Origin of the sequence: Nonomuraea terrae (assembly GCF_004348995.1) — a bacterium.
Classification (GTDB): domain Bacteria; phylum Actinomycetota; class Actinomycetes; order Streptosporangiales; family Streptosporangiaceae; genus Nonomuraea; species Nonomuraea terrae.
Window position 1 is genome coordinate 90,852 of record NZ_SMKQ01000006.1, and the last position, 25,782, is coordinate 116,633.

Annotated in this window: 25 protein-coding genes and 1 pseudogene; 12 read left to right on the forward strand and 14 right to left on the reverse strand. The window is 72.4% G+C overall.

Annotated features, from left to right (window positions below):
• Window position 1: 1 nt before the first annotated feature.
• Both E1286_RS04165 and E1286_RS04170 read right to left on the reverse strand, forming a co-directional pair.
• Window positions 2-895: a 5'-3' exonuclease gene (locus tag E1286_RS04165; RefSeq protein WP_132608964.1), complete on the reverse strand. Its 894-nt coding sequence runs from the start codon at window positions 893-895 to the stop codon at window positions 2-4.
• Between the two features lie 5 nt (window positions 896-900).
• Window positions 901-2,094, reverse strand: a complete 1,194-nt coding sequence (locus tag E1286_RS04170) for a PP2C family protein-serine/threonine phosphatase (protein WP_132608936.1) — start codon at window positions 2,092-2,094, stop codon at window positions 901-903.
• Window positions 2,095-2,236: 142 nt separating this feature from the next.
• On the opposite strand from E1286_RS04170, the gene E1286_RS04175 reads away from it, so the two are divergent.
• On the forward strand, window positions 2,237-3,346 hold the full coding sequence (locus E1286_RS04175; protein ID WP_246074421.1) for a M24 family metallopeptidase: 1,110 nt from the start codon (window positions 2,237-2,239) through the stop codon (window positions 3,344-3,346).
• Here the strand turns inward: E1286_RS04175 and E1286_RS04180 are convergent.
• Window positions 3,339-3,956 carry an HD domain-containing protein gene (locus E1286_RS04180; protein WP_132608937.1) on the reverse strand — a complete coding sequence of 206 codons (618 nt, stop codon included), beginning with the start codon at window positions 3,954-3,956 and terminating at the stop codon, window positions 3,339-3,341. The two genes, E1286_RS04175 and E1286_RS04180, sit on opposite strands and share 8 nt — an antisense overlap.
• 35 nt (window positions 3,957-3,991) lie before the next feature.
• Here E1286_RS04180 and E1286_RS04185 point away from each other — a divergent pair, with 35 nt between their 5' ends.
• The 4 genes from E1286_RS04185 (at window position 3,992) to E1286_RS04200 (ending at window position 7,112) form a co-directional block, all read left to right on the forward strand.
• Window positions 3,992-4,783 carry a protein phosphatase 2C domain-containing protein gene (locus E1286_RS04185; RefSeq protein WP_132608938.1) on the forward strand — a complete coding sequence of 264 codons (792 nt, stop codon included), beginning with the start codon at window positions 3,992-3,994 and terminating at the stop codon, window positions 4,781-4,783.
• 123 nt (window positions 4,784-4,906) lie between these two features.
• On the forward strand, window positions 4,907-5,770 hold the full coding sequence (locus E1286_RS04190) for a terpene synthase family protein (RefSeq protein ID WP_132608939.1): 864 nt from the start codon (window positions 4,907-4,909) through the stop codon (window positions 5,768-5,770).
• Between the two features lie 233 nt (window positions 5,771-6,003).
• Complete coding sequence (locus E1286_RS04195) at window positions 6,004-6,597, forward strand: GTP-binding protein (RefSeq protein WP_132608940.1); 594 nt, start codon at window positions 6,004-6,006, stop codon at window positions 6,595-6,597.
• A gap of 23 nt (window positions 6,598-6,620) precedes the next feature.
• Window positions 6,621-7,112, forward strand: coding sequence for an Lrp/AsnC family transcriptional regulator (locus E1286_RS04200; protein ID WP_132608941.1), 492 nt, complete (start codon window positions 6,621-6,623; stop codon window positions 7,110-7,112).
• 270 nt (window positions 7,113-7,382) lie between these two features.
• On the opposite strand, the gene E1286_RS49840 is transcribed toward E1286_RS04200, so the two are convergent.
• Window positions 7,383-8,069 carry an ROK family protein gene (locus E1286_RS49840; RefSeq protein ID WP_246074423.1) on the reverse strand — a complete coding sequence of 229 codons (687 nt, stop codon included), beginning with the start codon at window positions 8,067-8,069 and terminating at the stop codon, window positions 7,383-7,385.
• A complete protein-coding gene (locus E1286_RS49845; protein WP_246074425.1) occupies window positions 8,030-8,560 on the reverse strand; it encodes an ROK family transcriptional regulator in 531 nt (176 codons plus the stop codon). Before E1286_RS49845 ends, E1286_RS49840 begins: the two co-directional genes overlap by 40 nt.
• 341 nt (window positions 8,561-8,901) lie before the next feature.
• Between E1286_RS49845 and E1286_RS04210 the strand changes: the two genes are divergently transcribed.
• From E1286_RS04210 to E1286_RS04235, 6 genes are all read left to right on the forward strand, one after another.
• Window positions 8,902-11,067, forward strand: coding sequence for a HelD family protein (locus E1286_RS04210; protein WP_246074434.1), 2,166 nt, complete (start codon window positions 8,902-8,904; stop codon window positions 11,065-11,067).
• Window positions 11,068-11,591: 524 nt separating this feature from the next.
• Complete coding sequence (lnt, locus tag E1286_RS04215; protein WP_246074428.1) at window positions 11,592-13,247, forward strand: apolipoprotein N-acyltransferase; 1,656 nt, start codon at window positions 11,592-11,594, stop codon at window positions 13,245-13,247.
• A 10-nt stretch (window positions 13,248-13,257) separates the two neighbouring features.
• Window positions 13,258-14,007, forward strand: coding sequence for a polyprenol monophosphomannose synthase (locus E1286_RS04220; RefSeq protein WP_132608943.1), 750 nt, complete (start codon window positions 13,258-13,260; stop codon window positions 14,005-14,007).
• Between the two features lie 80 nt (window positions 14,008-14,087).
• Window positions 14,088-14,594: an FxsA family protein gene (locus tag E1286_RS04225; protein WP_132608944.1), complete on the forward strand. Its 507-nt coding sequence runs from the start codon at window positions 14,088-14,090 to the stop codon at window positions 14,592-14,594.
• Between the two features lie 91 nt (window positions 14,595-14,685).
• Window positions 14,686-17,184: a molybdopterin oxidoreductase family protein gene (locus tag E1286_RS04230; protein ID WP_132608945.1), complete on the forward strand. Its 2,499-nt coding sequence runs from the start codon at window positions 14,686-14,688 to the stop codon at window positions 17,182-17,184.
• Complete coding sequence (locus E1286_RS04235; protein ID WP_132608946.1) at window positions 17,181-17,663, forward strand: hypothetical protein; 483 nt, start codon at window positions 17,181-17,183, stop codon at window positions 17,661-17,663. The genes E1286_RS04230 and E1286_RS04235 overlap by 4 nt, the downstream gene beginning before the upstream one ends.
• Before the next feature lie 84 nt (window positions 17,664-17,747).
• Here the strand turns inward: E1286_RS04235 and E1286_RS04240 are convergent, their stop codons facing one another.
• From E1286_RS04240 to E1286_RS04280, 9 genes are all read right to left on the reverse strand, one after another.
• Entirely contained in the window at window positions 17,748-18,092 is a 345-nt protein-coding gene (locus tag E1286_RS04240) for an RNA polymerase-binding protein RbpA (protein ID WP_043625492.1), read from the reverse strand.
• Between the two features lie 132 nt (window positions 18,093-18,224).
• On the reverse strand, window positions 18,225-18,881 hold the full coding sequence (locus E1286_RS04245; protein ID WP_132608947.1) for a hypothetical protein: 657 nt from the start codon (window positions 18,879-18,881) through the stop codon (window positions 18,225-18,227).
• A gap of 154 nt (window positions 18,882-19,035) precedes the next feature.
• On the reverse strand, window positions 19,036-20,469 hold the full coding sequence (locus E1286_RS04250) for an MFS transporter (protein WP_132608948.1): 1,434 nt from the start codon (window positions 20,467-20,469) through the stop codon (window positions 19,036-19,038).
• Between the two features lie 71 nt (window positions 20,470-20,540).
• Window positions 20,541-21,341 carry a glycerophosphodiester phosphodiesterase family protein gene (locus E1286_RS04255; RefSeq protein ID WP_132608949.1) on the reverse strand — a complete coding sequence of 267 codons (801 nt, stop codon included), beginning with the start codon at window positions 21,339-21,341 and terminating at the stop codon, window positions 20,541-20,543.
• A gap of 36 nt (window positions 21,342-21,377) precedes the next feature.
• Window positions 21,378-21,917 carry a TrmH family RNA methyltransferase gene (locus tag E1286_RS04260; RefSeq protein ID WP_132608950.1) on the reverse strand — a complete coding sequence of 180 codons (540 nt, stop codon included), beginning with the start codon at window positions 21,915-21,917 and terminating at the stop codon, window positions 21,378-21,380.
• Complete coding sequence (locus E1286_RS04265; protein ID WP_132608951.1) at window positions 21,914-22,504, reverse strand: class I SAM-dependent methyltransferase; 591 nt, start codon at window positions 22,502-22,504, stop codon at window positions 21,914-21,916. Before E1286_RS04265 ends, E1286_RS04260 begins: the two co-directional genes overlap by 4 nt.
• Before the next feature lie 11 nt (window positions 22,505-22,515).
• Window positions 22,516-23,463 carry a VWA domain-containing protein gene (locus tag E1286_RS04270; RefSeq protein WP_132608952.1) on the reverse strand — a complete coding sequence of 316 codons (948 nt, stop codon included), beginning with the start codon at window positions 23,461-23,463 and terminating at the stop codon, window positions 22,516-22,518.
• Window positions 23,464-23,509: 46 nt separating this feature from the next.
• A complete protein-coding gene (locus E1286_RS04275) occupies window positions 23,510-24,442 on the reverse strand; it encodes a DUF58 domain-containing protein (protein ID WP_132608967.1) in 933 nt (310 codons plus the stop codon).
• 32 nt (window positions 24,443-24,474) lie between these two features.
• Complete coding sequence (locus E1286_RS04280; RefSeq protein WP_132608953.1) at window positions 24,475-25,476, reverse strand: AAA family ATPase; 1,002 nt, start codon at window positions 25,474-25,476, stop codon at window positions 24,475-24,477.
• Between the two features lie 56 nt (window positions 25,477-25,532).
• On the opposite strand from E1286_RS04280, the pseudogene E1286_RS04285 reads away from it, so the two are divergent.
• Window positions 25,533-25,782: pseudogene (locus E1286_RS04285) on the forward strand (hypothetical protein); the annotation flags it as partial.

The following is a 25,782-nucleotide window of genomic DNA, read 5'->3' on the forward strand; positions in this document are numbered from 1 at the left end:
CTCAGCCGCCCAGGGCGTCGAGCAGGCGGTTGAGCGGGCTGTCGAGACCGTGACGGTCGGCCAGGCGGACGAGCGCCTCCGGGTCGCGCGGCTTGGCCGGCAGCGTCAGGTCGGCGGCGGGCAGCGGCGCGTCGCGGGCCACCGCGACGACGGCGGGGGCGGCCCGCAGGTAGTCGCGGGCGGCGGCCAGGCGGGTGCGGCCGCCGGCCGGGAAGCCGTCGGCCGAGCCCGCGTCGAGGGCGTCGAGCAGCGCCTCCAGCGTGCCGAAGCGGGTGATCAGGGCGGCGGCCGTCTTGTCGCCGACGCCGGGCACGCCGGGCAGGCCGTCGCTGGGGTCGCCGCGCAGCGTGGCGAAGTCGGCGTACGAACGGCCGGGGATGCCGTACTTGGCGGTGACGAACGCCTCGTCGACGATCTGCAGGTTGCGGATGCCGCGCGCGGTGTAGAGCACGCGCACCGGCCGCGAGTCGTCGACGAGCTGGAACAGGTCGCGGTCGCCGGTGACGATGTCGACCGCGCCGGAGGCCTGGTGGGTGAGCGTGCCGATCACGTCGTCGGCCTCGTAGCCGGGCGACTCCAGGCGGGCGATGCCGACGGCGTCGAGCACCTCCTGGATCACCGCGATCTGCGGCACGAGCGCGTCGGGCACCTCCTCGGCGTCGCCCTCGGCCACCCGGTGCGCCTTGTACGTCGGGATCGCCGCGACCCGGAACGCCGGCCGCCAGTCGGCGTCCATGGTGGCCACGAGCTCGGTGGGGGAGTGGGTGCGCACGAGGGTGGCGATCATGTCGATGAGGCCGCGTACCGCGTTGACGGGGGAGCCGTCCGGAGCCTTGATCGACTCCGGGACTCCGTAGAAGGCGCGGAAGTAGAGGGACGGGGTGTCCAGAAGCATCAGCACTAGCCCAGTATGCCCACCCCGAGCAGGCACGCGTCGTCTTCCGGGTTGGGGCCGCCGATGTCGGCGAGCAGGCGGTCGAGCCCGCCGTCGAGGTCCTCGCCCCGGATCCGGCGGGCGGCGGCCAGAGCCAGCGCGAGACCGGCCTCGATGTCGCGGGTGCGCCGCTCGACCAGCCCGTCGGTGAACATCAGCAGCACGTCGCCGGGCAGCAACCGCGTCGTGGCCAGCTCGTACGGCCGCCCGGAGACGGCGCCGAGCAGCACGCCGCGCGGCTGGCCGAGATGGGCGGCCGCGCCGTCGCGCACCAGGATGGGCGCCAGGTTGCCGGCCTGGGCCCAGGCGAACACCCGGGTCTCCGGGTCGAGGTGGCCGATGACGGCCGTGGCGGTGGTGTCGGTGAGCTGGTGCAGGACGAGCTCGTTCAGCCAGTCGAGCAGTCGGTTGGCGGCCTGCCCGGTCATGGCCAGGCCCACCAGGGCGTGGCGCAGCTGGGCCATGCGGGCGATCGCGGGCAGGCCGTGGCCGGAGACGTCGCCGATGGCCAGCAGCAGGCGGCCGTCGGCGGCCTGGGCGGCCTCGAACCAGTCGCCGCCGAGGTTCGCGGTCTTCTCCGCGGGCACGTAGCGCACCGCGATGCCGGTGTTCGGCAGGTCGAGGCAGCCGGCGGGCGCGGGCAGGATGGCCTCGCGCAGGGCGAGCATGACGTGGCGTTCCTCGGCCGCCTGCTCGCGGGCCTCCAGAAGCTGGCGGCGCGACTCCGAGACCATGCGCTCGGCGCGGCGGCGGCCGGTGATGTCCTGGATGACGCCGTGCATGCCGACCGGGCCCCCCGGGCCGGCCAGCGGCTCCAGCACCACCCGTAGGTCGCGCAGGTCTCCGGGGCGGCGCCGGATGCGGAACTCCGCCTGCACCTGCTCCTCTCCCTGCAGCACCGACCAGAGCAGCCGGTCGAGCGTGGCCGCGTCGCCGGGCTCGACGTGCTCGGCCAGGTCGGGCAAGGCGATCGGGCCCTGGCCCGGGTCGCGACCGAAGATGGCGTACACCTGCTCCGACCAGGTGGTCTCGCCGGTGTGCAGGTGCCACTCCGCCCAGCCCATGTTGCCGAGCCGTTGGGCGTGCGCCAGCCGTACGGCGAGCATCTCGGCGTCGGTCTCGGCCCCGAGCAGCCCCGCCGCGCCAATGACGTCGACCATGTCTCACTCTCAAAGCGCAGTGGAACTGGACAATTGGCCCCACAATACGTGGTCGATGATGTGCGGAGCGTGGTGATGGGCGGCCGTGTTGTGAGTCCTTTTCGCGGATTTTAGGCGGCGCGATTACGAGTAGATTGAGCCTGTGACGTCCTCAGACCTGTATCCCGTGTCCCGTCTGGCCGCCGTGCAGGAGGCCACCGCCAAGGCCGGCCTCGACGCCCTGCTGCTGACGCCCGGTCCCGACCTTCGCTACGTCAGCGGTTACGACGCCAAGCAGCTGGAGCGGCTGACGTGCCTCGTGGTGCCCGCCTCCGGCGAGGCGTACATGATGGTGCCCCGGCTGGAGCTGCCCGCCGCGCAGGCCTCGCCGGCCTCCCGTCTGGGGCTGGAGTTCGTGGCGTGGGACGAGACCGACGACCCGTACGCGATCGCCGCGGCGCGGCTGGGCAGGGCGGCCAAGGTCGGCCTGGCCGACCGCATGTGGGCGATGGCGTCGCTGCGCTTCCGCGACGCCCTGCCGGGCGCCGAGCAGGTGCTGGCCGGCAGCGTGCTGCGCGAGCTGCGCATGCGCAAGTCGCCCGCCGAGGTGGCCGCGTTGCGCGAGGCGGGGGAGGCGATCGACTCCGTGCACCGGCGGGTGCCGGAGTTCCTGCGGGCCGGGCGCACCGAGCGGGAGGTGGCCCGCGACATCGCCGAGGCGATCCTGGCCTCCGGGCACGCCGCCGCCGACTTCGTGATCGTCGCCTCCGGGCCCAACGGCGCGAGCCCGCACCACGACGTCTCCGACCGCGTCATCCAGGCCGGTGAGCCGGTCGTGGTCGACATCGGCGGCCACCTGCCCAACGGCTACTGCTCCGACTCCACGCGCACCTACAGCGTGGGCGAGCCGCCCGCGGAGTTCACCGCGTACTACGAGGTGCTGCACCGTGCCCAGGAGGCCTCCTGCGCGGCCGTGCGGCCGGGGGTGTCCTGCGAGTCGATCGACGCCGCCGCGCGCGACGTCATCGCCGAGGCCGGGTACGGCGAGTACTTCATCCACCGCACCGGCCACGGCATCGGCATCGAGGGGCACGAGGACCCGTACATCGTGGCGGGCAACGGCGAGCCGCTGGAGGCCGGGTTCGCGTTCTCGGTGGAGCCGGGCATCTACCTGGCCGGCCGGCACGGCGCCCGCATCGAGGACATCGTCGTGTGCACCGAGGACGGCGTCGAGCGCCTCAACAACACCACGCGCGAGCTGGTGGTCATCTGACGGGATAGCCGTTCTGGAAGGCGAGCCGGGCGTCGGCGCGGCCGGCGATGCCGGTGAGCAGGTCGTCCAACTCCATGAACACCTGCCAGGCCGGGGCAGCGCCGGCTTCAGGGCCGGCTTCAGGGCCGGCTTCAGGGCCGGCTTCACGGCCGGCCAGCCGGTCGACGACCAGCCGCTCCAGGCCGGGCTCGCGCTTCGCCTTCCACACCTTGTCGGCCAGACTGACCAGGTGGTCCTCGAACGTCGCGTCCGGCTCGGTCCACGCGGCGTGGGTGCGGGCGAAGCGGGCCAGCCGTTCCGGGACGCCCCGGGCCAGCAGGAGGCGGTGGCCGGCGCGTTCGTGCGCCGAGCCGGGGCGGGTCAGCTCGCCCGGGTGCAGGCACTTGCCGATGTCGTGGGTGGCGGCGCCGTAGCGCACGGCGTCGCCGTCCACGGCGGCCTCCGGATGGCGGGCCGTCAGCCAGGTGAGGATCTCGCAGGCGGCGTCGTGGACGGCGCGCAGGTGGGCCGCCAGGCGGGGCGGGGCGTCCAGGTCGCGCAGCAGTCCGGCCGCCTCGGGCGGGAGCGGGCGCAGGGGCGGGTCGGTGAGGGCGCGCTGGAGGGCTGTCACGCCGCCACCCTAGGCGCCGTGGCAGAGTCGCTGTCATGTTCGCGGAGATCACGTACGCCACCCGGCCCGGGTCCGGGCGGCCCAACGAGGACCTGGTGGTAGCCGGGCCGTCCTGGATCGTCGTGCTCGACGGGGCCACGGCGGCCGGCGGGGTCGAGTCCGGGTGCGTCCACGACGTCGCGTGGCTCGTGGGGCGGCTCGGGGGCGAGCTGGCGGCCGCGCTGTCGGTCGGTGACGGCGGGTCGCCGGCGGCGATCCTGGAGGCGGCCATCGAACGCACGGCGCGGGCCCACGCCGGCACCTGCGACCTGGGCAACCCCGACTCGCCGTCCGCGACCGTGGCCATGGTGCGCGTACGTTCCGGGCGGGTGGAGTACCTCGTGCTGGGCGACTCGCCGGTGGTGCTGGCGTTCGCGGACGGCGGGCTGCGGGTGGTGGCCGACGACCGGCTGGAACGGCTGCCGGGCGGGCGGCCGTACAGCGTGGAGCTGGTACGCCGGATGCGCAACGCGCCCGGCGGGTTCTGGGTGGCGGCGGCCCGCCCGGAGGCCGCCCGCGAGGCGGTCACCGGCGAGGTGGACGCCGGCGCGCTGCGCGGTGCCGGAGTCTTCACCGACGGGGTGTCCCGGCTGGTCGAGTGGTACGGGTGGAGCTGGGCGTCCGTCCTGGCGCTGCTGGCGGAGCGGGGGCCGGCGGCCGTGATCGGCTCCGTGCGCGAGCTGGAGACGGCCAGGGGGCCGGTGCAGGGCAAGCCGCACGACGACGCCACGGCCGTCTGGGGCCGCCTCGGCGCGGAGCTGTCGGTCACGGGGAGCGAAACGGACTGATCAGTCACGCTGCTGATACCTTGATCGATAGTACGTGATCATGAAACAATTCCCGCCACAGGTGTATATCCGTTTATGGGGGGTCGTTCGCCCATGATCCGCGAGCAGATCGAGCGGCCCTAGATGCCGGACGACGAGCTGGGCGAGGCGTACGCGCTCGGGCGGACGTGCGCGCTGGCCGCCGAGTGCGGCAGGGACCTGCGGCGCTGCGCCCAGATGTACGGCGGGCTGTTCCCCGTGGCGGCCTTCCGCAGCGACTTCTTCACCGCCCTCACGCTGGCCTCCGCTTTCAGCGCCCCCTGGGCCGCCGCCGACCGCCTGAAGATCCTCAACCGGACCGCCCTGTGGGTCGCCGCCCTCGACCGGCTGGTCGACCACACGGCCACCACCCGGGAGCAGGTCAACCGGCTGACCCGCGAGTGCCTGTCGGTCGCGGACGGGGCGGTGCCGCGCTCGGCGATCACCCGTTTCCTCGCCGACCTGCGCGACGAGCTGGCCACCGTCAAGGCCTTCCACGACCTGCGGGGGCTCTGGCGCGACCAGCTCGCCCGGACGCTGGCGGGCATGGCCAGGGCGTGGGTGTGGCGCGACACGGGCGCCCTGCCGACGCTGGACCGCTTCCTGGAGAACGCGGACAGCCGGGGATCGTGCTTCGTGGACGTCTCGCACTGGATCTACACCGCCGACGACTGGGCCAGGGCCCACCTGGACGAGCTGCGCGCCGTCAGCGGCCACGTGCAGCGCTACCTGCTCCTGCTCGGCGACGTGGCCTCCTATCGCAGGGACGTCAGCTGGGGCGACCTGAACGTGCTGGCGCTGGGCGTGAGCCGCGGCGAGGTGACCGCGGAGATGGAGCGGCTGGCCCGCGAGGCGGACGCCCTCGTCGGGCAGATCCGCGAGCACAGCCCTCGGACGGCCGCCTACTTGCAGCGGCAGATGGGGTTCAGTGCCGGGTTCACCGGAATTTCCGGTTTGCGGTGGTCCTAGCTTGACAGGCTCTCTTGACTTTTAACTTCTTGGTACGTTCAACTGCCACGCTTAAACCGACAAATAGGGACATTTCATTCTTGTAAAGAAATGCGGCTTGAGTGGGAAATGTGGCGTTGCTAGGGTGTCTCGGTGCCAGGCAAGTGGATCTCGACGCGCCTTGACACGTACCACTGACCACGGCACCTCAGGGGTGGGGTTGTACATGCGCGGAAATGTACGGGCGGTGCTGAATGGAATTCGGTCGTCATGACCGTTGGCGGCTGCCGACCGCCATCAAAGTCTTGATCGCGGGAGGGTTCGGCGCCGGCAAGACCACCATGGTGGGCGCGGTCTCCGAGACCCGTCCCCTGCGCACGGAGGAGGCTCTGACCCAGGCCGGCGCCCAGGTCGACGACCTGTCCGGAGTCGAGCGGAAGCTCGCCACCACCGTGGCCATGGACTTCGGCCGCATCACGCTGCGCAACGACTACATGCTGTACCTGTTCGGCACCCCGGGCCAGGAGCGCTTCTGGTTCGTCTGGGACGAGCTGGCGCTGGGCGCGCTCGGCGCCGTCGTGCTGGCCGACACCCGCCGCCTGGAAGACTGCTTCCCGTCGGTCGACTACTTCGAGAAGCGTGACCAGCCGTTCATCGTGGCGCTCAACTGCTTCGAGGGCAGCGACCCGTTCACGGTCGGGCAGGTGCGCTCGGCGCTCGGCCTGGAGCCCGGCATCCCTGTCGTGCGCTGCGACGCCCGCCGCCGCGACTCCGGCAGAGAGGTGCTCATCACGCTGATGGAGCACGCGATGCGCAGGGGCGTCGCCCCGGTCGGGACCATGTCATGACCATGACCGGCTACCTTTGACCGATGGAGGAGATCGACCGCCGGATCGTCACGCTGCTGGCCCGCGACGGCCGCATGAGCTTCACCGACCTGGCCAGGGAGACCGGGCTGTCGGTGTCGGCCGTCCACCAGCGCGTACGCCGCCTGGAGAAGCGCGGAGTCGTCCGCGGCTACGCCGCGATCATCGACCACGACGCGGTGGGGCTGCCACTGACCGCGTTCGTGTCCATCAAGCCGATCGACCCCGCGGCGCCCGACGACGCCCCGGAACGGCTGGCGCACCTGTCGGCGATCGAGGCCTGCCACAGCGTGGCCGGCGACGAGAGCTACATCCTCAAGGTGCGCGTGGCCTCGCCGGTGGCGCTGGAGGACCTGCTGCAGCAGATCAGGGCCTCCGCCAACGTCTCGACCCGCACGACCGTCGTGCTGAGCACCCCGTACGAGCACCGCGCCCCTGAGCTGGCCCCCTCCGAGGAGGCCGGCGAGCCGGAGGCCCGGCAGGACGGCATCGCCTGACCGGGCCCCGAGGGTGATCAGGTCCGGCGTGCACGACCCGTAAGGGCCCGGAGCCGGTCCACGCGGCCGAGTCGACCTTGTAGACCAGGACGCCGGATGAGGGGGTCGTGCTCGGCTACCTGCTCCTCGCGGCCGTGCTGTCCCACGTCCTGTGGAACGGCGACCCCAGCGGCCGTGGCGGGGTGCGCCGACGCTGACCGGCGCGGCGTTCCTCCTGGACGGCCGTCGCCCTGGTCGTGGCCTGGGCGTGGTCTGCGTGCCTAGGACTCCTCACGCGGGGACCGGCGAGCCGAACACCTCCTCCCGCACGGCGTCCAGTGCGACACTGAGGGCCCCGGCGAGGACGGGATTGCCGCCGACGGCGGACAGCCGGACCGGCGGCCGCGGGATGGTGAGCGCGTGCAGCTCCTCCTCGACCAGCCGGCGCAGCAGCTCCCCGCCCGCCAGCGGGACGCCGCCGGTCAGCACGATCAGCGCGGGATCGACGACCGAGGTGATCGCGGCCAGCCCCACGGCCAGCCGGGCGGCCACGTCCCGCAACCCCGCCAGCGACCTGCCCTCGGCCTCCCGTGCGGCGTTGGCGACGGCCTGGCGGAAGTCCGCGCCCGGCACGCCGTACGAGCGCAGCACCGCCAGCACCGCGGCCCCGCCGGTCAGCGCCTGCAGGCCATGGCGGCCGTAACGGCCGGTCTCGCGGGCCGTCGGCGCGCCAGGGGCGGGCATGTAGCCGACCTCGCCCGCGCCGCCGGTCGCGCCCCGGTGCATCCGCCCGCCCAGCACGATCGCCGAGCCGATGCCCTGGTCGGCCCAGAGCAGCACGAAGTCCGCCCGGCCGCGGGCGGCGCCGTGCGCCCGCTCGGCCACGGCGGCGAGGTTGACGTCGTTCTCCACGTCCACCGGGACGCCGAGCCCCGCGCTCAGCGCCGGAACCAGGCCGGGGATCTGCCAGCCGGGCACGTCCTCGGCGGCGGCGTACCCAGGGCGCCGGTAGAGGGGTCGATCGCGGCCTGCACGCCGATCACGACGCGGCGCAGGCGGTCCGGCGGGCGGGCGCCGCGCAGGGCCGCGGCGAGCCGGTCGACCAGCGTGCCCCGTGGCGGATGCGGGGTGGGCAGCGTGTGCTCGCCGACGACCGTGCCGGTGATGTCGGCCACCCGGGCCTCGATGCGGCCGGGGGTGACGTCGAGCGCGCCGGCGTAGGCCGCCGCCGGGTTGATCCGGTAGACCTCCGCCGTACGGCCAGGCAGGCCCTCCCGCACGCCGTCGAGCACCACCAGCCCGGCCGACCGCAGCCGGAGCAGCAGCTGGGACGCCGTCGGCTTGGACAGCCCCGTGAGTGCGCCGATCTCGGGACGGGTCAGGGGGCCGCGTTCGAGCAGGGCCCGCAGGGCGGCGCGATCATTGATGGCGCGTAGCAGACTGGGGGTCCCCGGAACCGGTACGGTCACGGCGTCTCTCTGTCGGGTCAGTATGAGGAAACTTTCCTCATACGGGAGACGACCATAAAAAGATCCGTGCGGGCCGGTCAAGGGGTGCGAGCGCTCGTCCGGAAAGGGGAAAGTGATGGGAGTGCCGCGACGGGCATGCTAATGTCATCGTTTGTCGTAACAACAAGCAGAATGGCCCGGAGTGTCCCATTAACCACATTAATGGTCAGGTGGCGGCTCGTCAAACCGAGCTCGCCCGAGAGCAGGAGTATGTCACCCGCCTCTATGAGCGGCTCGACACGTTGCGCGAGCGCACCCAGAGTCAGCTCAAGGAGGTGCTGGCCACCGGCGCCGTCGGCACGATGCAGAACAGGTCGGAGCGCGACACGTTCGCCGAGATGTACGCCACCCGCCTCGCCCGGCTGTGGGCGGTCGAGCGCGGCCTGGTCTTCGGCAGGCTCGACCACGCCGACGAGGGCCGCCTCTACATCGGCAAGCTCGGCCTCACCGACGACGACCAGCAGCGCCTGCTCATCGACTGGCGGGCGCCGGTGGCGCAGCCCTTCTACCGAGCCACGCCGGCCGCTCCGATGGGCGTGACCAGGCGCCGGCACCTGCAGACCAAGGGCCGCAGCGTCGTGGGCGTCGACGACGACCTGCTCGACCTCGACTCACTCACCGACGACGACCGCGCCACGCTCAACGGCGAGGCCGCGCTGCTGGCCGCGCTCGACGAGCGCCGCACCGGCCGCATGCGCGACATCGTCGCCACCATCCAGGCCGAGCAGGACCGCGTCATCCGCAGCGACCTGAACGGCGTGCTCGTGGTGCAGGGCGGCCCCGGCACCGGCAAGACCGTCGTGGCCCTGCACCGGGCGGCGTACCTGCTCTACACCCACCGGGAGCGGCTGGAGCGCCGCGGCGTGCTCATCCTCGGCCCCAACCTCACGTTCCTGCGCTACATCGAGCAGGTGCTGCCCTCGCTCGGCGAGACCGACGTGCTGCTGTCCACCGTCGGCGAGCTCTACCCGGGCGTGACGGCCACCGCCCGCGAACGCCCCGAGGTGGCCGCGCTCAAGGGCGACCTGCGGATGACCGGCGTGATCGCCAAGGCCGTCCGCGACCGGCAGCGGGTGCCGCGCAAGCCGATCGAGCTGCCCCTCGGCCGCGTCACGCTCACCATCGACCGCGCCATGCTGGACGCCGCGAAGAGCAAGGCCACCCGGTCGCGCCGGCCGCACAACCAGGCCCGCGCCGTGTTCGTGCGCTCGCTGCTGAACGCCCTGGCCAGGCAGCAGGCCCGCAAGATAGGCAAGGGGCTGCTCGACGAGGACGACCTCGCCGACCTGCGCGAGGACCTGCGTACCGAGCCGGTCGTCAAGGCGGCGCTCAACCGGCTGTGGCCGTACCTGACGCCCCAGCGTCTCCTGCTCGGTCTGTACGGCTCCCAGGAGCGCCTCGACCACGCGGCCGCCGCACTGACCCCCGCCGAACGCGCCCTGCTGCGCCGCGACGGCGGCCCGTGGACCGACTCGGACGTGCCGCTGCTCGACGAGGCCGCCGATCTGCTCGGCGAGATCGACGAGCAGGTGCTGCGCGCCACCGCGCTCCAGGCCGAGGAGGAGCTGGCCGCCGCCCGGCAGGCCGAGGAGCATGAGCGTGAGGCCGAGCTCGCCTACGCCCGCGAGGTCCTGGAGCTGACCGGGCTGTCCGACGTCATGGAGGCCGAACGGCTGGCCGAGCGCCAGCGCGGCGAGGGCCCCCGCCTGACGACCGCCGAGCGCGCCGCCGCCGACCGCACCTGGGCGTACGGGCACGTGATCGTGGACGAGGCCCAGGAGTTGTCGCCCATGGCGTGGCGGGCGGTCATGCGGCGCTGCCCCACCCGGTCGATGACGATCGTCGGCGACATCGCGCAGACCGGCTCGGCGGCCGGGGCCCGCTCGTGGGGCGAGGTCCTCGACCCGTACGTCGCCGGGCGCTGGAGGCAGGAGCGGCTGACGGTCAACTACCGCACGCCGGTCGAGCTCATGGAGGTGGCCGCCCGCGTCCTGGCCACCGTCGACCCCGCGCTGGAAGCGCCCACGTCGGTGCGCGAGTCCGGCGCGCGGCCCTGGTCGGCGCCGCTGGCGGCGCTGCCCGAGATCGTCAAGGCCGAGGTCGGCGAGGGCGGCAAGGTCGCCGTCGTGGTGCCCGACGCGCTGCTGCCCGACCTGGGCGAGCAGGTCGCCGGCGCGGTGCCCGGCGCCGTGGTCGTACGACCGGGCGCGGGCCGGGCCGGGGGAGCGGAGGCCCTCGACGCGCCGGTCGCCGTCCTCGGCGTGGCCGACGCCAAGGGTCTGGAGTTCGACTCGGTGGTCGTGGCCGAGCCCGGCCTCATCGCCGCCCAGTCGCCGCGCGGACCGAGCGACCTGTACGTCGCCCTCACGCGCGCGACACAGCGGCTCGGGGTGGTCCACGAGGAGCCGCTGTCGGACGCTCTGCGGGACTTGCCAAGCCGTTCGACGCTGTCCGCAAATGGGGTTTGACCGGGTTTAAAGCCACCGGCCGAACATGTCCTACCTGCGAAAACTTGATGTTTCTGCTGATCGGGACACGGTTGACATCTGAGGTGGAGTCGGTAGTTTGCTGCGCAGTCCAGCACGGGACTTGGCCGGTTGGCCGTCTCTGACATCGCCGGATCCTGCGTCCGTGACGGAGCGTGACTTCGTCCACACAGCCAGGTGCAGGGCCGTCGGTCCGTCGAGTCGGGGCACCCCAACCGGGCGGGGGGTTGGACCCGGGACGGGCCCGGGAGCCCAGTAGACAACGGAATTCCGCGCTCGCCGCCGACGAGACGGGTCCGGTCCGAAGGGTTTCCGGGCCCTCTTCCCGTTCTCGTGCGCAGGACCCGCCTGTGCGCCGGGTGGTCCCGTCAGCAGCGGGATCACCCTGCCGCCTGTTCCCGCCCGATTCCCGTCCGATCATCCGGCGCGGGCGCCGACCTGAGCGCCGCCGCGGGGCGGTAGCGTTTTCGCAAGCAGGCGTTGCGAAGTGGCGAGGAGACCCCGGAGTGGTTCAGGACAGCACGAGCCTTCCCCCCGCGGCCGGGCCGGACCCGGCGGGCGACACTCCCGCACCCCCGGCCGGCGCCCAGGACGACACGCCGTCTCCCGTGTCCCGCGACACCGGTCAGGGCGGTACTTCGGCCGGTGCGGGGGAGCGGGAGTCGCGGTGGGTGCTGCCCGGCAGGATCGCGGCGGCCGTCGCCGGAGGGCTGGCGCTCTTCACGGCCTTCCCGCCGCTCGACTGGTGGCCGTGCGCCCCGCTCGGCATCGGCCTCATCGCGGCCTGCCTGTACGGCACCCGCCCGAAGCGGGCCGCCTGGCTCGGCTACCTGGCCGCCGCCGTCTTCCTCTTCCCCACCCTCGCGTGGGTGCGCTCGATCGGCGACGACGTCTGGTTCATGCTGGTCGGCATCGAGAGCGTCTTCTACGCCGCCATGGCGCCCCTGGCCGCGCTCGTGTTCCGGCTGCGGGCCTGGCCGCTGTGGTACGGCTGCCTGTGGGTCGCCATGGAGTGGGCCAGGAGTCTCGTGCCGATCGGCGGCTTCCCGTGGGCGCGGGCGGCCTTCAGCCAGGGCGAGTCGATGTTCACCCCGTACGCCGCGCTCGGCGGCGTGCCGCTGGTGTCGTTCGCCGTCGCCCTGAGCGGCGCGCTGCTGGCCATGGCCGTCCTGTCCCGGGGCCGGGCGGTGCGCAGGGCCGTGCCGCTGGCGCTCGCCCTGGCCGTGCCCGTGCTGGGGCTCGCCATCCCCGCATACGGCGACGAGGGCCGCAGCGTCAACATCGGCATCGTGCAGGGCAACGTCCCCGGCCGCGGCATGTACGCGCTCGGCGACGAGCCGGCCGTCGTGCTGAAGAACCACGCCAACGAGACCAAGCGCCTGGCCCAGGCCGTACGCGAGGGCAAGCTGCCCAAGCCCGACCTGGTCGTGCTGCCGGAGAACTCCACCGACATCGACCCCTACCGCGACCCGGTCGCCCGAGCCATCATCCAGGACTCCGTGAGCGACGTCGGCGTGCCCACGCTCGTCGGCGCCGTCGTGGCGATCGGCGAGGAGAACCGCGCCACCCGCAGCCTGGTGTGGGACCCGGTGACCGGGCCGGGCGCCTACTACGACAAGCAGCACCTCGTGCCGTTCGGGGAGTACACCCCGTTCAAGGACATCGTGCTGGCGCTGTCGGAGCGGGCCAACCTGGTGGGCCGGCAGTCGGTGCCGGGGAACCGGCCGGGCGACCTGAAGCTGGGCCCGGTCACGATCGGCGCGGTCAACTGCTACGAGGTCGCCTACGACGACACCGTGCGCGGCACCGTGCGGGCCGGCGGCACCCCGCTGGTGGTGCAGACCAACAACGCCAGCTACGCGCTGTCCAACCTGCCGTCCCAGCAGCTGGCCATGTCGAAACTGCGCGCCGTCGAGCACAACCGGGCCGTGGTGACCGCCGCCACGACGGGGATCTCGGCGTACGTCACGCCTGACGGTAAGGTCTCCTGGCAGACCGAGGAGCTGGTCGCGGACATGAACGTGGTGACGGTTCCGGTGCGCACGAAGGAAACGATCGCCACGAAGGTGGGCGCCCTTCCCGAATGGGCATTGATGGTGATGGGAGCGGCGGCGGTGGGAGCCGCCGTGTGGCGTGGCAGGCGGCGAGGCGACCGGATATGAGGAACGACGGATGATGGAGACTCTCGGCCGGGTGCTCGTCGTCGTGCCCACCTACAACGAGCGTGACAATCTGCCGGCGATCGTCGAGCGGGTGCGGGCCGCGGTGCCCGGCGCCCACGTGCTGATCGCCGACGACAACAGCCCCGACGGCACCGGCGAGGTGGCCGACCGGCTCGCCGGCGACGACGACCAGGTGCACGTCCTGCACCGGCCCGGAAAGCAGGGGCTCGGCGCCGCCTACATCGCCGGCTTCCGCTGGGGCCTCGGCGAGGGCTTCGACGTGCTGGTGGAGATGGACGCCGACGGCTCCCACCAGCCCGAGGAGCTGCCCAAGCTGCTGCAGGCGGTGGCCGAGGGCGCCGACCTGGCGATCGGCTCCCGCTACGTGCCCGGCGGCCGGGTCGTCAACTGGCCGCAGCGGCGCGAGCTGCTGTCCAAGGGCGCCAACATCTACACCCGCGTCATGCTCGGCCTGCCGGTGCGCGACGCGACCGCCGGCTTCCGCGCCTACCGCGCCGCCACCCTGGAGAAGGTCGGCCTGGCCGGGGTCGAGTCGCAGGGCTACTGTTTCCAGGTCGACCTCACGCTGCGGACGTCCCGTCACGGGCTGCGGGTGGTGGAGGTGCCGATCACGTTCGTGGAGCGGACGGTCGGCAAGAGCAAGATGAGCGGCAAGGTCATGTCCGAGGCGTTGTGGCGGATCGGCCTGTGGGGCGTCACGGGCCTGCCCGGGCGTATCAAAGGCGCCAACCGCCACTGACCGACGGCCTCGCCGCCGGAACGCATCGGGGCGTCCGCGCGTTGTTGTCCATGACACGCGCGTGCGGAAACGAGGAAATGATGCGGCTGCTGCTCTTCCTGGCCTTCCTGGTCGTCCCCGTCCTGGAGGTCTGGCTGCTCATCCAGATCGGCTCGGTGATCGGCGGGCCGCTCACCGTCGCCCTGCTCATCGCCGACAGCCTCCTGGGCGCCTGGATCGTGCGGCGCGAGGGCCGCAGGGCCTGGCGCGCCCTTCAGAGCGCGCTGCAGACCGGGCGCATGCCCGACCGCGAGCTGGCCGACGGAGGGCTCGTGCTCGTGGGCGGCGCGCTGCTGCTGACGCCGGGCTTCTTCACCGACATCTTCGGGTTCCTGTGCGTGCTGCCGTTCACCCGGCCGGCGATGCGCCGCCTGGGCGCGTGGTTCTTCCAGCGCCGCGTCAAGCGCATGGCGGCCGCCTCCCCGTACGCCGGGATGTTCCCGCCGTCCGCGGGCTTCCCGCCCTCCGCGGGCTCCCCGGACGCGGGCGCGCCGCAGGGCGGGCGCGTGGTGCACGGTGAAGTGATCCGCGAGGACCGCGACTCCTGACGCCTTTCCTCCGGTTTCTCGCGCCCCGCGTACGTATGGGGCCGGTGTCCGCGGGCATGCGATCCGGGATCTACGACTCCCGGGAGGACGCATGCCACAGGTCGACAGGATCGCCGAGCCATGGGGGACGCGGACGCCGTACGGGCCGGGCGACACCTGGCCGGTGCGCGTCGACTCCTTCCTCGAACAGGGGCTCGCCGAGCATGACGTGGATCGCTGGGTGCCGAGCGCGACCATCCTGCACAGCAACGGCGACGCTCTCGACATCGCCGTCAAGGATGGCCGCATCGCCGGGGTCCGCGGGCGCGCCGGGGACCGTGTCAACCGCGGCCGTCTCGGCCCGAAGGATCTGTACGGGTGGCAGGCCGGTCAGTCCCCCGACCGGTTGCGCCGCCCGCTGATCCGCGAGCACGGCCGCCTGGTCGAGACGGACTGGGACACCGCGATGGACCGTGTGGCCGGCCGCGCCAGAGAACTCCTGGCCGAGCAGGGGCCCAGCGCCATCGGCTTCTACACCACCGGCCAGCTGTTCCTGGAGGAGTACTACACGCTGGCCCTCATCGCCCACGGCGGCATCGGCACCAACCACGTCGACGGCAACACCCGGTTGTGCACGGCCACGGCGGCGGCCGCGCTGAAGGAGTCCTTCGGCTGTGACGGGCAGCCCGGCTCGTACACCGACGTCGACCACGCCGACGTCATCGCCCTGTACGGCCACAACATGGCCGAGACCCAGAGCGTGCTGTGGAGCCGGGTCCTCGACCGGCTGGCGGGCCCGAACCCGCCCAGGCTCGTCTGCGTGGACCCCCGCGAGACCGCCGTGGCCCGCGCGGCGGCGGTGCACCTGGCCAACCGGCCCGGCACCAACGTGCCTCTGATGAACGGCCTGCTGCACGAGATCATCGCCAACGGCTGGATCGACGAGCGCTACATCCGTGAGCACACGGTCGGCTTCGGGGAACTGCGCGAGCGGGTGCGCGACTTTCCGGCCGAGGAGGCCGCCCGCCTCTGCGACGTGCCGGTGGACGACCTGCGCGAGGCCGCCCGGATCATCGGCACCGCCGACCGGCTGCTGTCCACCGTCCTGCAGGGCTTCTACCAGTCCCACCAGGCCACGGCCGCCGCCGTCCAGGTCAACAACATCCACCTCGTACGCGGCATGCTCGGCCGTCCCGGCTGCGGGGTGCTGCAGATGAACGGCCAGCCGAGCGCCCAGAACACCCGCGAGTGCGGCGCCGACGGCGACCTGCCGGGCTTCAGGAACTGGTCGAACGACGACCACGTACGCGACCTGGCCCGCGTCTGGAACGTCGACCCGCTGGTCATCCCGCACTACGCGCCGCCCACGCACGTCATGCAGATGCTCCGCTACGCCGAGGAGGGGTCGCTGCGGTTCCTGTACGTGACCGGCACCAACCCGGCCGTGTCGCTGCCCGAGCTGGCCCGCGTGCGGTCGATCCTGGAGCAGGAGCGGTTGTTCCTCGTCGTCCAGGATATCTTCCCGTCGGAGACCGCGCTCATGGCCGACGTGGTGCTCCCCGCCGCGACGTGGGGCGAGAAGACCGGCACGCTGACGAACGCCGACCGCACGGTCCACCTGTCGGACAAGGCCGTCGATCCGCCCGGCGAGGCCCGTCCGGACCTCGACATCCTCCTCGATCTCGCCCGCCGCCTGGAGCTGACGGACAAGGACGGCGCGCCGCTGGTGAAGTGGCACGACGCCGAGGGCGCGTTCGAGGCGTGGAAGGAGTGCTCGCGGGGCCGGCCGTGCGACTACAGCGGGCTGACGTACGAGCTGCTCCGCGGCGGCGGTGTGCAGTGGCCGTGCGATGCGCGGAACCCGGACGGCACCGAGCGCCTGTACGCGGACGGCCGGTTCCGCAGCGCGCCCGGCGACTGCGAGGACTTCGGGCACGATCTCGTCACCGGCGCACCGCTGTCGGACACCGAGTACCGCGCGCTCAACCCCGGCGGCAGGGCGATCATCAAGGCCGCCGAGTACCTGCCTGCGCACGAGGAGGCCGGCGGCGAGCACCCCTTCTGGCTCATCACCGGCCGCACCGTCTACCACTTCCACACCCGGACGAAGACCGCGCGCGTGCCCCAGCTCCAGCGGGCGGCCCCGGAGCCGTGGGTCGAGCTGTCGCCCGCGGACGCGCGCCGCCTCGGCCTCGCGGAGGGCGACCTGGTGGAGGTGGCGACGTCGCGCGGCGCCGTGCGGGCGCGGCTGCGGGTGACCGGCATGCGCGACGGGGTGGTGTTCCTGCCCTTCCACTACGGCTACTGGGACCGGCCCGGCGGGCACCGGCCCGAGGACGAGCGGTCCGGCAGGGCGGCTAACGAACTGACGACCACCGACTGGGACCCGGTCTCCAAGCAGCCGCTCTTCAAGACCGCCGCGGCCCGGGTCACGCTGGTGGAGCGGGGCGCCGGCGGGCCGTCCGCGGCGCCGACGACCGCGGCCGCCCGGCCCGCCGGCACCGGCGTGCCGGCCACGACCGGCGGCCCGCAGGCGCTGGCGGGGGAGTCGGGACAGGAACCGGGAGCCGGCCGCGTGTCGGGCCGAGTGCGGGAAGGAGGCGCGGCGTGAAGCTCGACCTGGTGGTGCGCGAACTCCATCGCTCCGAGAACGAGCTGCGGCAGGTGCTGCTGCGGATGTCGGAGCGGCACAAGGCCGACCACGAGACGTATCACGTCGCCCGCGACCTCGCCCGCTGGTGCGCCGACCACGTACGCGACCTCGCCGAGATCGGCCGCGCCTACGGGCTCGACCTCGACCCGTCGCCGTCCGGCGACCACGGGCCGGTGGACCGGCTGCGGGAGAAAGCCGCGGAGTGGCTGGGCCGCCGCCCCGAGCCCGCGCTGCTCCTGCTGGCCGACCTGCGGCACCTGTACAGGGTGGCGTCCGGGGTGTCGCTGGACTGGGAGCTGCTGGCGCAGGCCGCGCAGGGCGCCCGGCAGGCCGAACTGCTCGCGCTCGCCCAGCGCTGCCATCCGCAGACGCTGCGCCAGGCGCGGTGGGCCAACGCGCGGCTGAAGGAGTCGGCGACGCAGGCCCTGGTCAGCTGAGAGGTCAGCTGAGAATGAGAGGTCAGCTGAGAGAAAAGCAGAACCCCCGGGCGGGCTGCCCGGGGGTTTCACCGTGAGAGGAAATCAGGCGCTCTTGCGACGCTGGGCCCGCAGGACTGCGAGCCGCTCGTTGAGCACCTCCTCGAGGTCTTCGATGGACCGCCGCTCCAGGAGCATGTCCCAGTGCGTCCGCGGGGGCTTGGTCTTCTTCGACTCCGGCTGCTCGCCGTCCACGCGTACCGCGGTGGCGCCGCACATGCGGCACTCCCACGTCGCGGGGATCTCAGCCTCAGCGGCAAGCGGAACCTCGAAGCGATGGCCCTTGGGACAGGTGTAAGACACCTCCTGGCGTGGGGCCAGATCCGTGTTACGGTCGTTCTCGTAGCTGGTTGCCCCGAGCCGGGTGCCACGAAGCGCGCGCTCGCCCATGTTTAAATGCCTCCTACAGGGCCCCCTTGCGTGGGGGGTCTGTCTCCCACGGTGGTTAACGCTTGGTACCGTGATGGGATTCCCATCCGTGAGGTGATCCAATCGCGCTTGGGGCCTCGGTTCTTCACGAGATCACCGATGGGCCGCCCGTACAGGGGTTACGCGGGCCGACGGGCCCGGCGATCCGCGGAAGCGGGCCACGACGGCCGCCATCCAGAGGCCGGCGACCATGACGAGGGCGCCGTGGGCCACGCGCAGCGGGTACGGCCCGAAGAACTGCGGGACGAACAGCACGAAGGCCACCGCGAGCGCCGTCCCGCTCCACTTCGGCAGCACGTCGGAGCGCCACACGGCGACCGCCGCCATGACGGTTCCGGCGGCCAGCAGCAGCAGCCCGGCGGCGAACATGGGCATCGCGACGGGCCCGTACCTGAACTGCTCGGCCAGCTCCATCAGCGCGGGCGTGCCGTCGCGCAGGGAGCGCTGGGCGATGACGTTCAGGCCGAAGTCCTCGGCCCCGTAGTACGGCAGCGTCAGGCCCGCGCCCGCCCAGGTCATCGCCGCCGCCCGCAGTGACAGGCGGTCGCCGAGCAGCTGGTGCAGCCCGAGCACGGCCAGGCCGAGCAGCACGAACCCGGCCATGGCGGCGGCGTGCCCGGCCACCCAGCCGGTGGAGGCCATCGCCACGGCGTCGTCGCCTGAGGGACGGATCGCCGGATAGAGGAAGAAGAGCACACCGCCGACGGCGAAGGCCGCGGCGGTGAGCAAGGGTGCGGGTCGGGTGGCCATCGGCGCTCCTTGAAGAGGTCATCGCTCCAATACGAGAGCAATGCTCTCCGTTCGGCACGCTCGTGTCAAGAGCGGTGCTCTCGCCATGGATCGGTGACCGTGTTCTTCCGGGCGTTCTTCCGGGCGTTCTTCCGGGCCGCGGAGTGTCTCGCGGTCAGACGCGGTCGGGCACCTCGTTGCCGGCCGCCCGGATGGCCTTGGGCAGGTTCGTCAGGGCCAGCAGCACGAAACCGACGACGAAGAAGATGACCATCGACACGATGGCGATGCGGTAGCTGTTGGTCAGCTGGAGCGCGATCGTGACCGTCAACGAGCCGATGAACGCCGACCCCTTGTCGCTGATCTGCAGCAGGCTGAAGTACTCGGCCTCCCGCCCCTTCGGGATCACCAGCGAGAACAGCGACCGCGACAACGCCTGCGTGCCGCCCAGCACGATCGCGATCGCGAACGCCATCAGGTAGAACTGCAGCGCCTGCCCCTCGGCCACGAACAGGCCCATGGCCACGATCGCCGTCCACAGCACCAGGCTGGCCAGCACCGTCCGCTTGGTGCCGTACGTACGGGCCAGCCGGCCGAGCAGCAGCGCGCCGAAGAACGCGACGAACTGCACCATCAGGATCGCGGTGATCTGCACGGTCTGGTCCAGCTTGAGCGCCTCGGAGGCGAAGGCCGCGCTGTTGCCGATGACCGTCTGCACGCCGTCGTTGTAGACCAGGTACGCCACCAGGAACAGCAGCGTCAGCGGATACTGGCGCAGCCCGGACAGCGTCCGCCACAGCTGGCGGAAGCTGCCGCCGACCGAGGCCAGCGCCGTGGTCTCGTGCCGGGGCACGGGCCGGTTGCGCAGCCGCAGCAGCGGCACGATCGTGAACGTGGCCCACCACAGGCCCGCCGACATCATGCAGATGCGCACCGCCATGCCCTCGTCCAGGCCGAGGCTCTCGTGCTGCAGGAACAGCACGAGGTTGAGCGCCAGCAGCAGGCCGCCGCCGAGGTAGCCGATGGCCCACCCGCGCGAGGAGACCGCGTCGCGCTCCTGCGCGCTGGAGATCTGCGGCAGGAACGAGTCGTAGACCACGATCGAGGAGCCGTAGGCCAGGTTGGCCAGCACGAACAGCACGCCGCCCAGCATGTAGCGGTCGCCCTCGACGAAGAACAGCCCCATCGTGGCCAGCGCGCCGAGGTAGGCGAACCCGCCGAGCATCTCCCGCTTGCGGCCGGTGTGGTCGGCCAGCGCGCCCACGATGGGCAGCCACAGGATCTGCAGGAACACCGCGACCGTCGTGATCAGGCCGAAGAACGCGGCCGGCCGGATGTCGGCGCCGAAGACGTCGACGTACCCGAGGCCGGGGTTGGCGGCGGCCAGCTGGTCGAAGGTGTCCACGCACGTGGCGGAGGCCACCGACGGGAAGTCCTGCGCGCAGGCCGCCATCTTGGCCACCGGGATCAGGTACGGGCCCAGGAAGACCGAGATGACCGTGGTGTAGAAGGCGGAGTTGGCCCAGTCGTAGACGTACCAGCCGCGCTGCTCGCGCCGGCGCGCCGTGGGGGAGTCGTCAAGAGCGGCTGGGGGTGCGGGTTCGGGCATCGTTGGTGTCGCTCTCTGCGGCCGGGGAGGCGGCCGCCCGGTGGGGGTCTACGGAGAAGGGTGTCGCGCCCTCAGGCGACCTGGCGGCCGGGATGCCACACGCCGCGCCGTCGCAGCACGTCGCGCAGGCCGGTGAGGTCGTCGGTCATGATGCCGTCGACCCCGAGGTCGAGCAGGCGCTCCATCCGCGCGCTGTCGTTGATGGTCCACACGTGCACCTGCATGCCGATGGCGTGGGCGGTGCGGACCAGGGCGCGCGTGGTGACGCGCAGCCCGCGGAAGCCGATCGGCACCTGCGCGCAGGGCACCCCGGCGCGCGACAGGCTCGCCAGCAGGCGGCCGTAGCCGGAGGTGGTCGCGGCGGCGCGCAGCGCGGCGACGCCGCGCGGCCCGAGCGCCGAGCACACCTCACGGCCCAGCGCCGCCCTGGCCAGCACCAGGCGCTCGTCGGAGAACGAGGTCAGGCAGATGCGGTCGTAGGCGTTGGTGCGGCGCACCGCCTCGGCCAGCGGCGCGATGGCGGCCGCCTCCTTGACGTCGATGTTGAAGCGTGCCTCCGGCCAGGTGCCGAGGAGGTCCTCCAGCAGCGGGATCTCGTGCACCCCGCCGATGCGGGCGTGCCTGACCTCCCGGTAGGGAAGCTCGGAGATGCGGCCGCGCCGGTCGGTCACCCGGTCGAGCGTGTGGTCGTGGAAGGCCAGCAGCACGCCGTCGGCGGTGGCGTGCGCGTCGGTCTCCAGATAGACGTACCCGAGCTCGACCGCCCGCTCGAAGGCGGCCATGGAGTTCTCCGCTCCTTCCAGCGCCCCTCCGCGGTGGGCGAAGGCCAGCGGAGCCGGATGGTCGAGGAAGGCGAATCGGCGGATCGGCACGACAGGAAGTATGCCCTTCCCGGGTGAACGGTGAGGTTACGAATCGGGGAGATTCTGCCATTCCTGACGGCGCGCCTCCGCCAGCGCGATGGCCGCCGCCACGGCGACGTTGAACGAGCCCACCCGGCCGACCTGCGGGATGTAGCAGGCGCCGTCGACGGCGTCGAGCAGGGCGGGGGAGCAGCCGTGGTCCTCACTGCCGACCACCAGGCACACGTCGCGCGCCAGGCCGGCCCGGTGCAGCGGCACGGCCTCGGCGGTCAGCTCGATGGCCAGCACCGCGTAGCCGTCCTCCCTGGCGGCCTTGACGGCCTCGGTGGCCGGCATCGGCTCGTGCCAGGTGACCAGCCGCTCGGTGCCGAGGGCGGTCTTGCCCGCCTTGGGGTTGGTGGGCGGGGTGGCGTTGCCGGCCAGCCAGATCTGGTCGACGCCGAACGCGGCGGCGCTGCGGAAGATCGAGCCGATGTTGAACGGGCCGGTGACCGACTCGATGATCAGGCCGAGGCGGTTACCGGTGTTCCTGCGCCAGGTGCGGTTGAGCCGCTTGACGTCGGTGGGGCGCAGCTGCCTTCTCATCGGGTCACCTTCAGGATGCGGTAGGCGGCCCGGCTGGCCTCGCGGGAGGCCTGCCAGCCCTGCTCGCCGAGCCAGCGCTGCAGGGAGTCGGAGCCGAGGTGTTTCTGGACGACCAGGTAGGCCACGCCGTCGGGCGTCAGCCGGGTGAGCCACCTGGTGAGCATGTCGTGCAGGGCCTGCTTCCCGATGCGGATCGCAGGATTAGACCAGATGGCCCGAAATTTCACGTCATCCGGCACTTCGTCGACATGTACCGATCTTACTTTGTCAAGGCGGGCGGCCTGGGCGTTCCGCTCGGTCAGCTCCAGGGCCCGCCGGTTCACGTCGACGGCCCACACCGTCGCCCCCGGCGCCCGCGACGCCATCGTCAGCGCGATGGGACCGTAGCCGCAGCCCAGATCGAGCAGGTCGCCCTCCTGCGGCGGCGCCGGGACGGTCTCCAGCAGCGCGCGGGTGCCGACGTCGACGCGCTCGGGGGAGAACACGCCGCTGTCGGTCTCCAGCCGCAGATGCAGGTCGGGCAGTACCAGATCGACCGTGCCCGGCCTGCTCGCGGTCTTCGGCTGCTCGGAGAAGTAGTGGGCCACGTCGCCAAACGTTACGGGATCCGCGAACCGAAGAGCACCGCGGCGCCCGCCACCACCAGCCCCGCCATGATCGCGGCCACGATGAACCACTGGGTGATCTCCTGGCTGACCAGCCGGTAGCCCAGGGAGGTGCCGATCTGCTCGTAGACCTCGCGCAGCTCGCTGCCGGACTCGGCGGTGTAGGCCCGGCCGCTGGTGCCGTCGGACAACGACTGCAGGGTCTGCTTGTTGACCGGCACGTTCACCGGGCGGCCGTCGATGTTGACGGTGCCCTCCTGGGTGCCGTACGCGATGGTGGAGACGGGGACGCGGGCCTGCTGGGCTGCCTCGATGGCCTCGCTGACCGTGCGGCCGGAGGTGTTGTCGCCGTCGGACAGCAGCACGATCGCGGACGGCGGCGGGTCGGTCGCGGCCTGCTGGTCGAACGAGCGGACCGACTCCAGCGCGTTGAAGACCGCCTCGCCGATCGCGGTGCCGGGGCGGGTGCTGAGGTTGCCGATCGCGGTGACCACGGCCTCGTGGTCGGTGGTGGGGGCGATGATCACGTTGGCCGAGCGGGCGAAGGAGACCACGCCCACGTTGAACCGGTCGGGCAGCTCCTTGGCGAACGCCTGCGCGGCGGCCTTGGCGGCGCTTATGCGGTCGGGCTGGACGTCGTCGGCCTCCATGGACAGCGACACGTCCAGGGCGATCATGATGGTGGCGCGGTCGCGCGGCACGCGCACCTGGTCGGCGGGCTTGGCGGCGCCGATGACCAGCAGCGCCATCATGACGAGGAACAGCGCGGGCGCCACGTGCCGGCGCCAGCCGGGCCCTGCGGGGGCGACGAGGTTGAGCAGGGCCAGGTTGGTGAAGCGCACGGTGTAGCGGCGGCGGGCGAACATCGCGATGATGTAGCCGGCCACCAGGAGCAGCAGCAGGACGAACAACCACAGCCAGCCGGGCGCGAGGAACGTCACGGCGTCGCCTCCGCCCCGTGGCTGGTCGTCGTCTTGCTCACGTCGGTCACGTCGGTCTCCTGGGGGACAGGTGGCTCATGCGGCGCTGGCGCAGGATGAACTGCGCGACGTCGAACACCCAGTCGCGGTCGGTGCGCAGGACGAGGTGGGCGACGCCGGCCCTGCGCAGGGCCCGATGGGTGCCCTCGCGCTGCAGGGCCGCGGCCTCCGCGTACGCTTGCCGCACTTTGGGCGAAAGGTGCACTTCGCGTACGTTCCCGGTCTCGGGGTCGGCGAACGCGACGCGGCCCACGTCCGGCAGTTCGAGCTCGCGCGGGTCGATGATCTCGATGGCCAGCACCTGGTGGCGGGCCGACAGCCGCCTGATGGGGCGCTCCCAGGGGCGTTCGGCGTCGGGGTGGAGGTCGGGGCGGGGGTCGAGGAAGTCGGAGACGACCACCCGCATGCCCCGCCGCCTGCGTGCGGCCGACAGGATCTCGATGCCCTCGGCCAGGTCGGGCGGGTCGTCCACGATCCGGCCGCGCGGGGCGTCCATGAGGGAGTGCAGCAGCCCGTAGAGCGCGGGGCGGCCGGTGCGTGCGGGCATACGGTGAACGTACTCGTCGTGGATGACGAACGCGCCGAACCTGTCGCCGAGGCGGCTGGACAGGAAGCCGATCGCGCCGACGGCGGCCACCACCAGGTCGCGTTTGTCGGTGTCGGCGGTGCCGAAGTCCATGCTGGGGGACAGGTCGACGAGCGCCCAGGTCTCCAGCTCGCGGTCGGCGACGAGGTCGCGGACGTGCGGGATGGTCGTGCGGGCGGTGACCGCCCAGTCCATGCGGCGCACGTCGTCCTCGCCGGGCACGTAGACCCTGCTGTCGCCGGCCTCGGTGCCCGCGCCGGGCAGCAGCCCCTGGTGGGCGCCGTGGAGCAGGCCGTCCAGCCGGCGGGTGACGGTGAGCTCCAGGCGCCGCAGCGCCTGCTCCGCGGTGTTCATCGGCCGCCCCGTGGTGGTCAGCTCATTGATGGTCAACGGTTCTGGTTCCAGACCACGAGGGGCGGGGGCACGGCCTGCAGGATCTGGCGGACGACCTGCTCGGGATCGACGCCGTCGGCCAGGGCGTCGAAGGTGAGCATGAGCCGGTGGCCCATGACGTCCACGGCGACGTCGCGGATGTCGTCGGGCAGCAGGTAGTCGCGGCCGCGCAGCAGCGCCAGGGCGCGCCCCGCCGAGACCAGTCCCAGGGTGGCGCGTGGGCTGACGCCGATCTCGATGGTGTCGGTCAGGTCGGCCAGGCCGTACTCGGCGGGGGCGCGGGTGGCCATGACGAGGCGTACCACGTAGTCGGCGACGAGCTGGTGCACCGAGACCTCCTCGGCGGCCTGCTGCAGGGCCAGCAGCCGCTGCGGGTCGAGCACCCGCTCGGGAACCGGCGGGGTGACGCTCATCCGCTGCAGGATCTGCAGCTCCTCCTGCGCGGTCGGGTGCCGCACGCGCACCCGGAACAGGAACCGGTCGCGCTGCACCTCGGGCAGCGGATAGACGCCCTCGGACTCGATGGGGTTCTGGGTGGCCAGCACGATGAACGGCTTGGGCAGCGGGTGGGTGACGCCCGCCAGGGTGACCTGGCGCTCGGCCATCACCTCCAGCAACGCCGACTGGACCTTGGCCGGGGCGCGGTTGATCTCGTCGGCCAGCAGGAAGTTGACGAACACGGGGCCGAGCTCGACGTCGAACTTCTCGTTGGACGGGTGGTAGACGCGGGTGCCGATGATGTCGCTCGGCACGAGGTCGGGTGTGAACTGGATCCGGGCGAACGTGCCGCCCACGACGGTGGCCAGGGTGGAGGCGGCGAGGGTCTTGGCGACGCCCGGCACGCCTTCGAGCAGGCAGTGCCCGCGCGCCAGCAGGGCCACGATGAGCCTTTCGACCATGTGGTCCTGGCCGACGATGACACGCCGGACCCCGTCGAGACTCTGACGCAGCAGGGCCGCGTCGTTTCCGCCTGGCAACTCTTCGGCGACGCTCATAGAGGCCATTCCACCAAACGCGCCGCAAACGTGCACGACGCCACGTCTGTGCTTTCATGGCAAACGTGGCAAGTCCCCTGCAGTACGGCGACCCTCCCCGGCTGGGGCCGTTCGTGGTCCAGGCGCGCCTGCAGACGGCGCCGGCCGGTTTCGTCTACCTGGGTCAGGCCCAGGACGGCCGTCCCGTGTCCCTTGCCGTGCTCACCCGCGGCGCCGCGTTCGACGCCGCGGCGCGCGAGCGGTTCCTGGCCGCGGTCAAGGAGGCGGGCGGGCGCGACCGGTCGGGGATGCGCGGCTGGCTGGGGC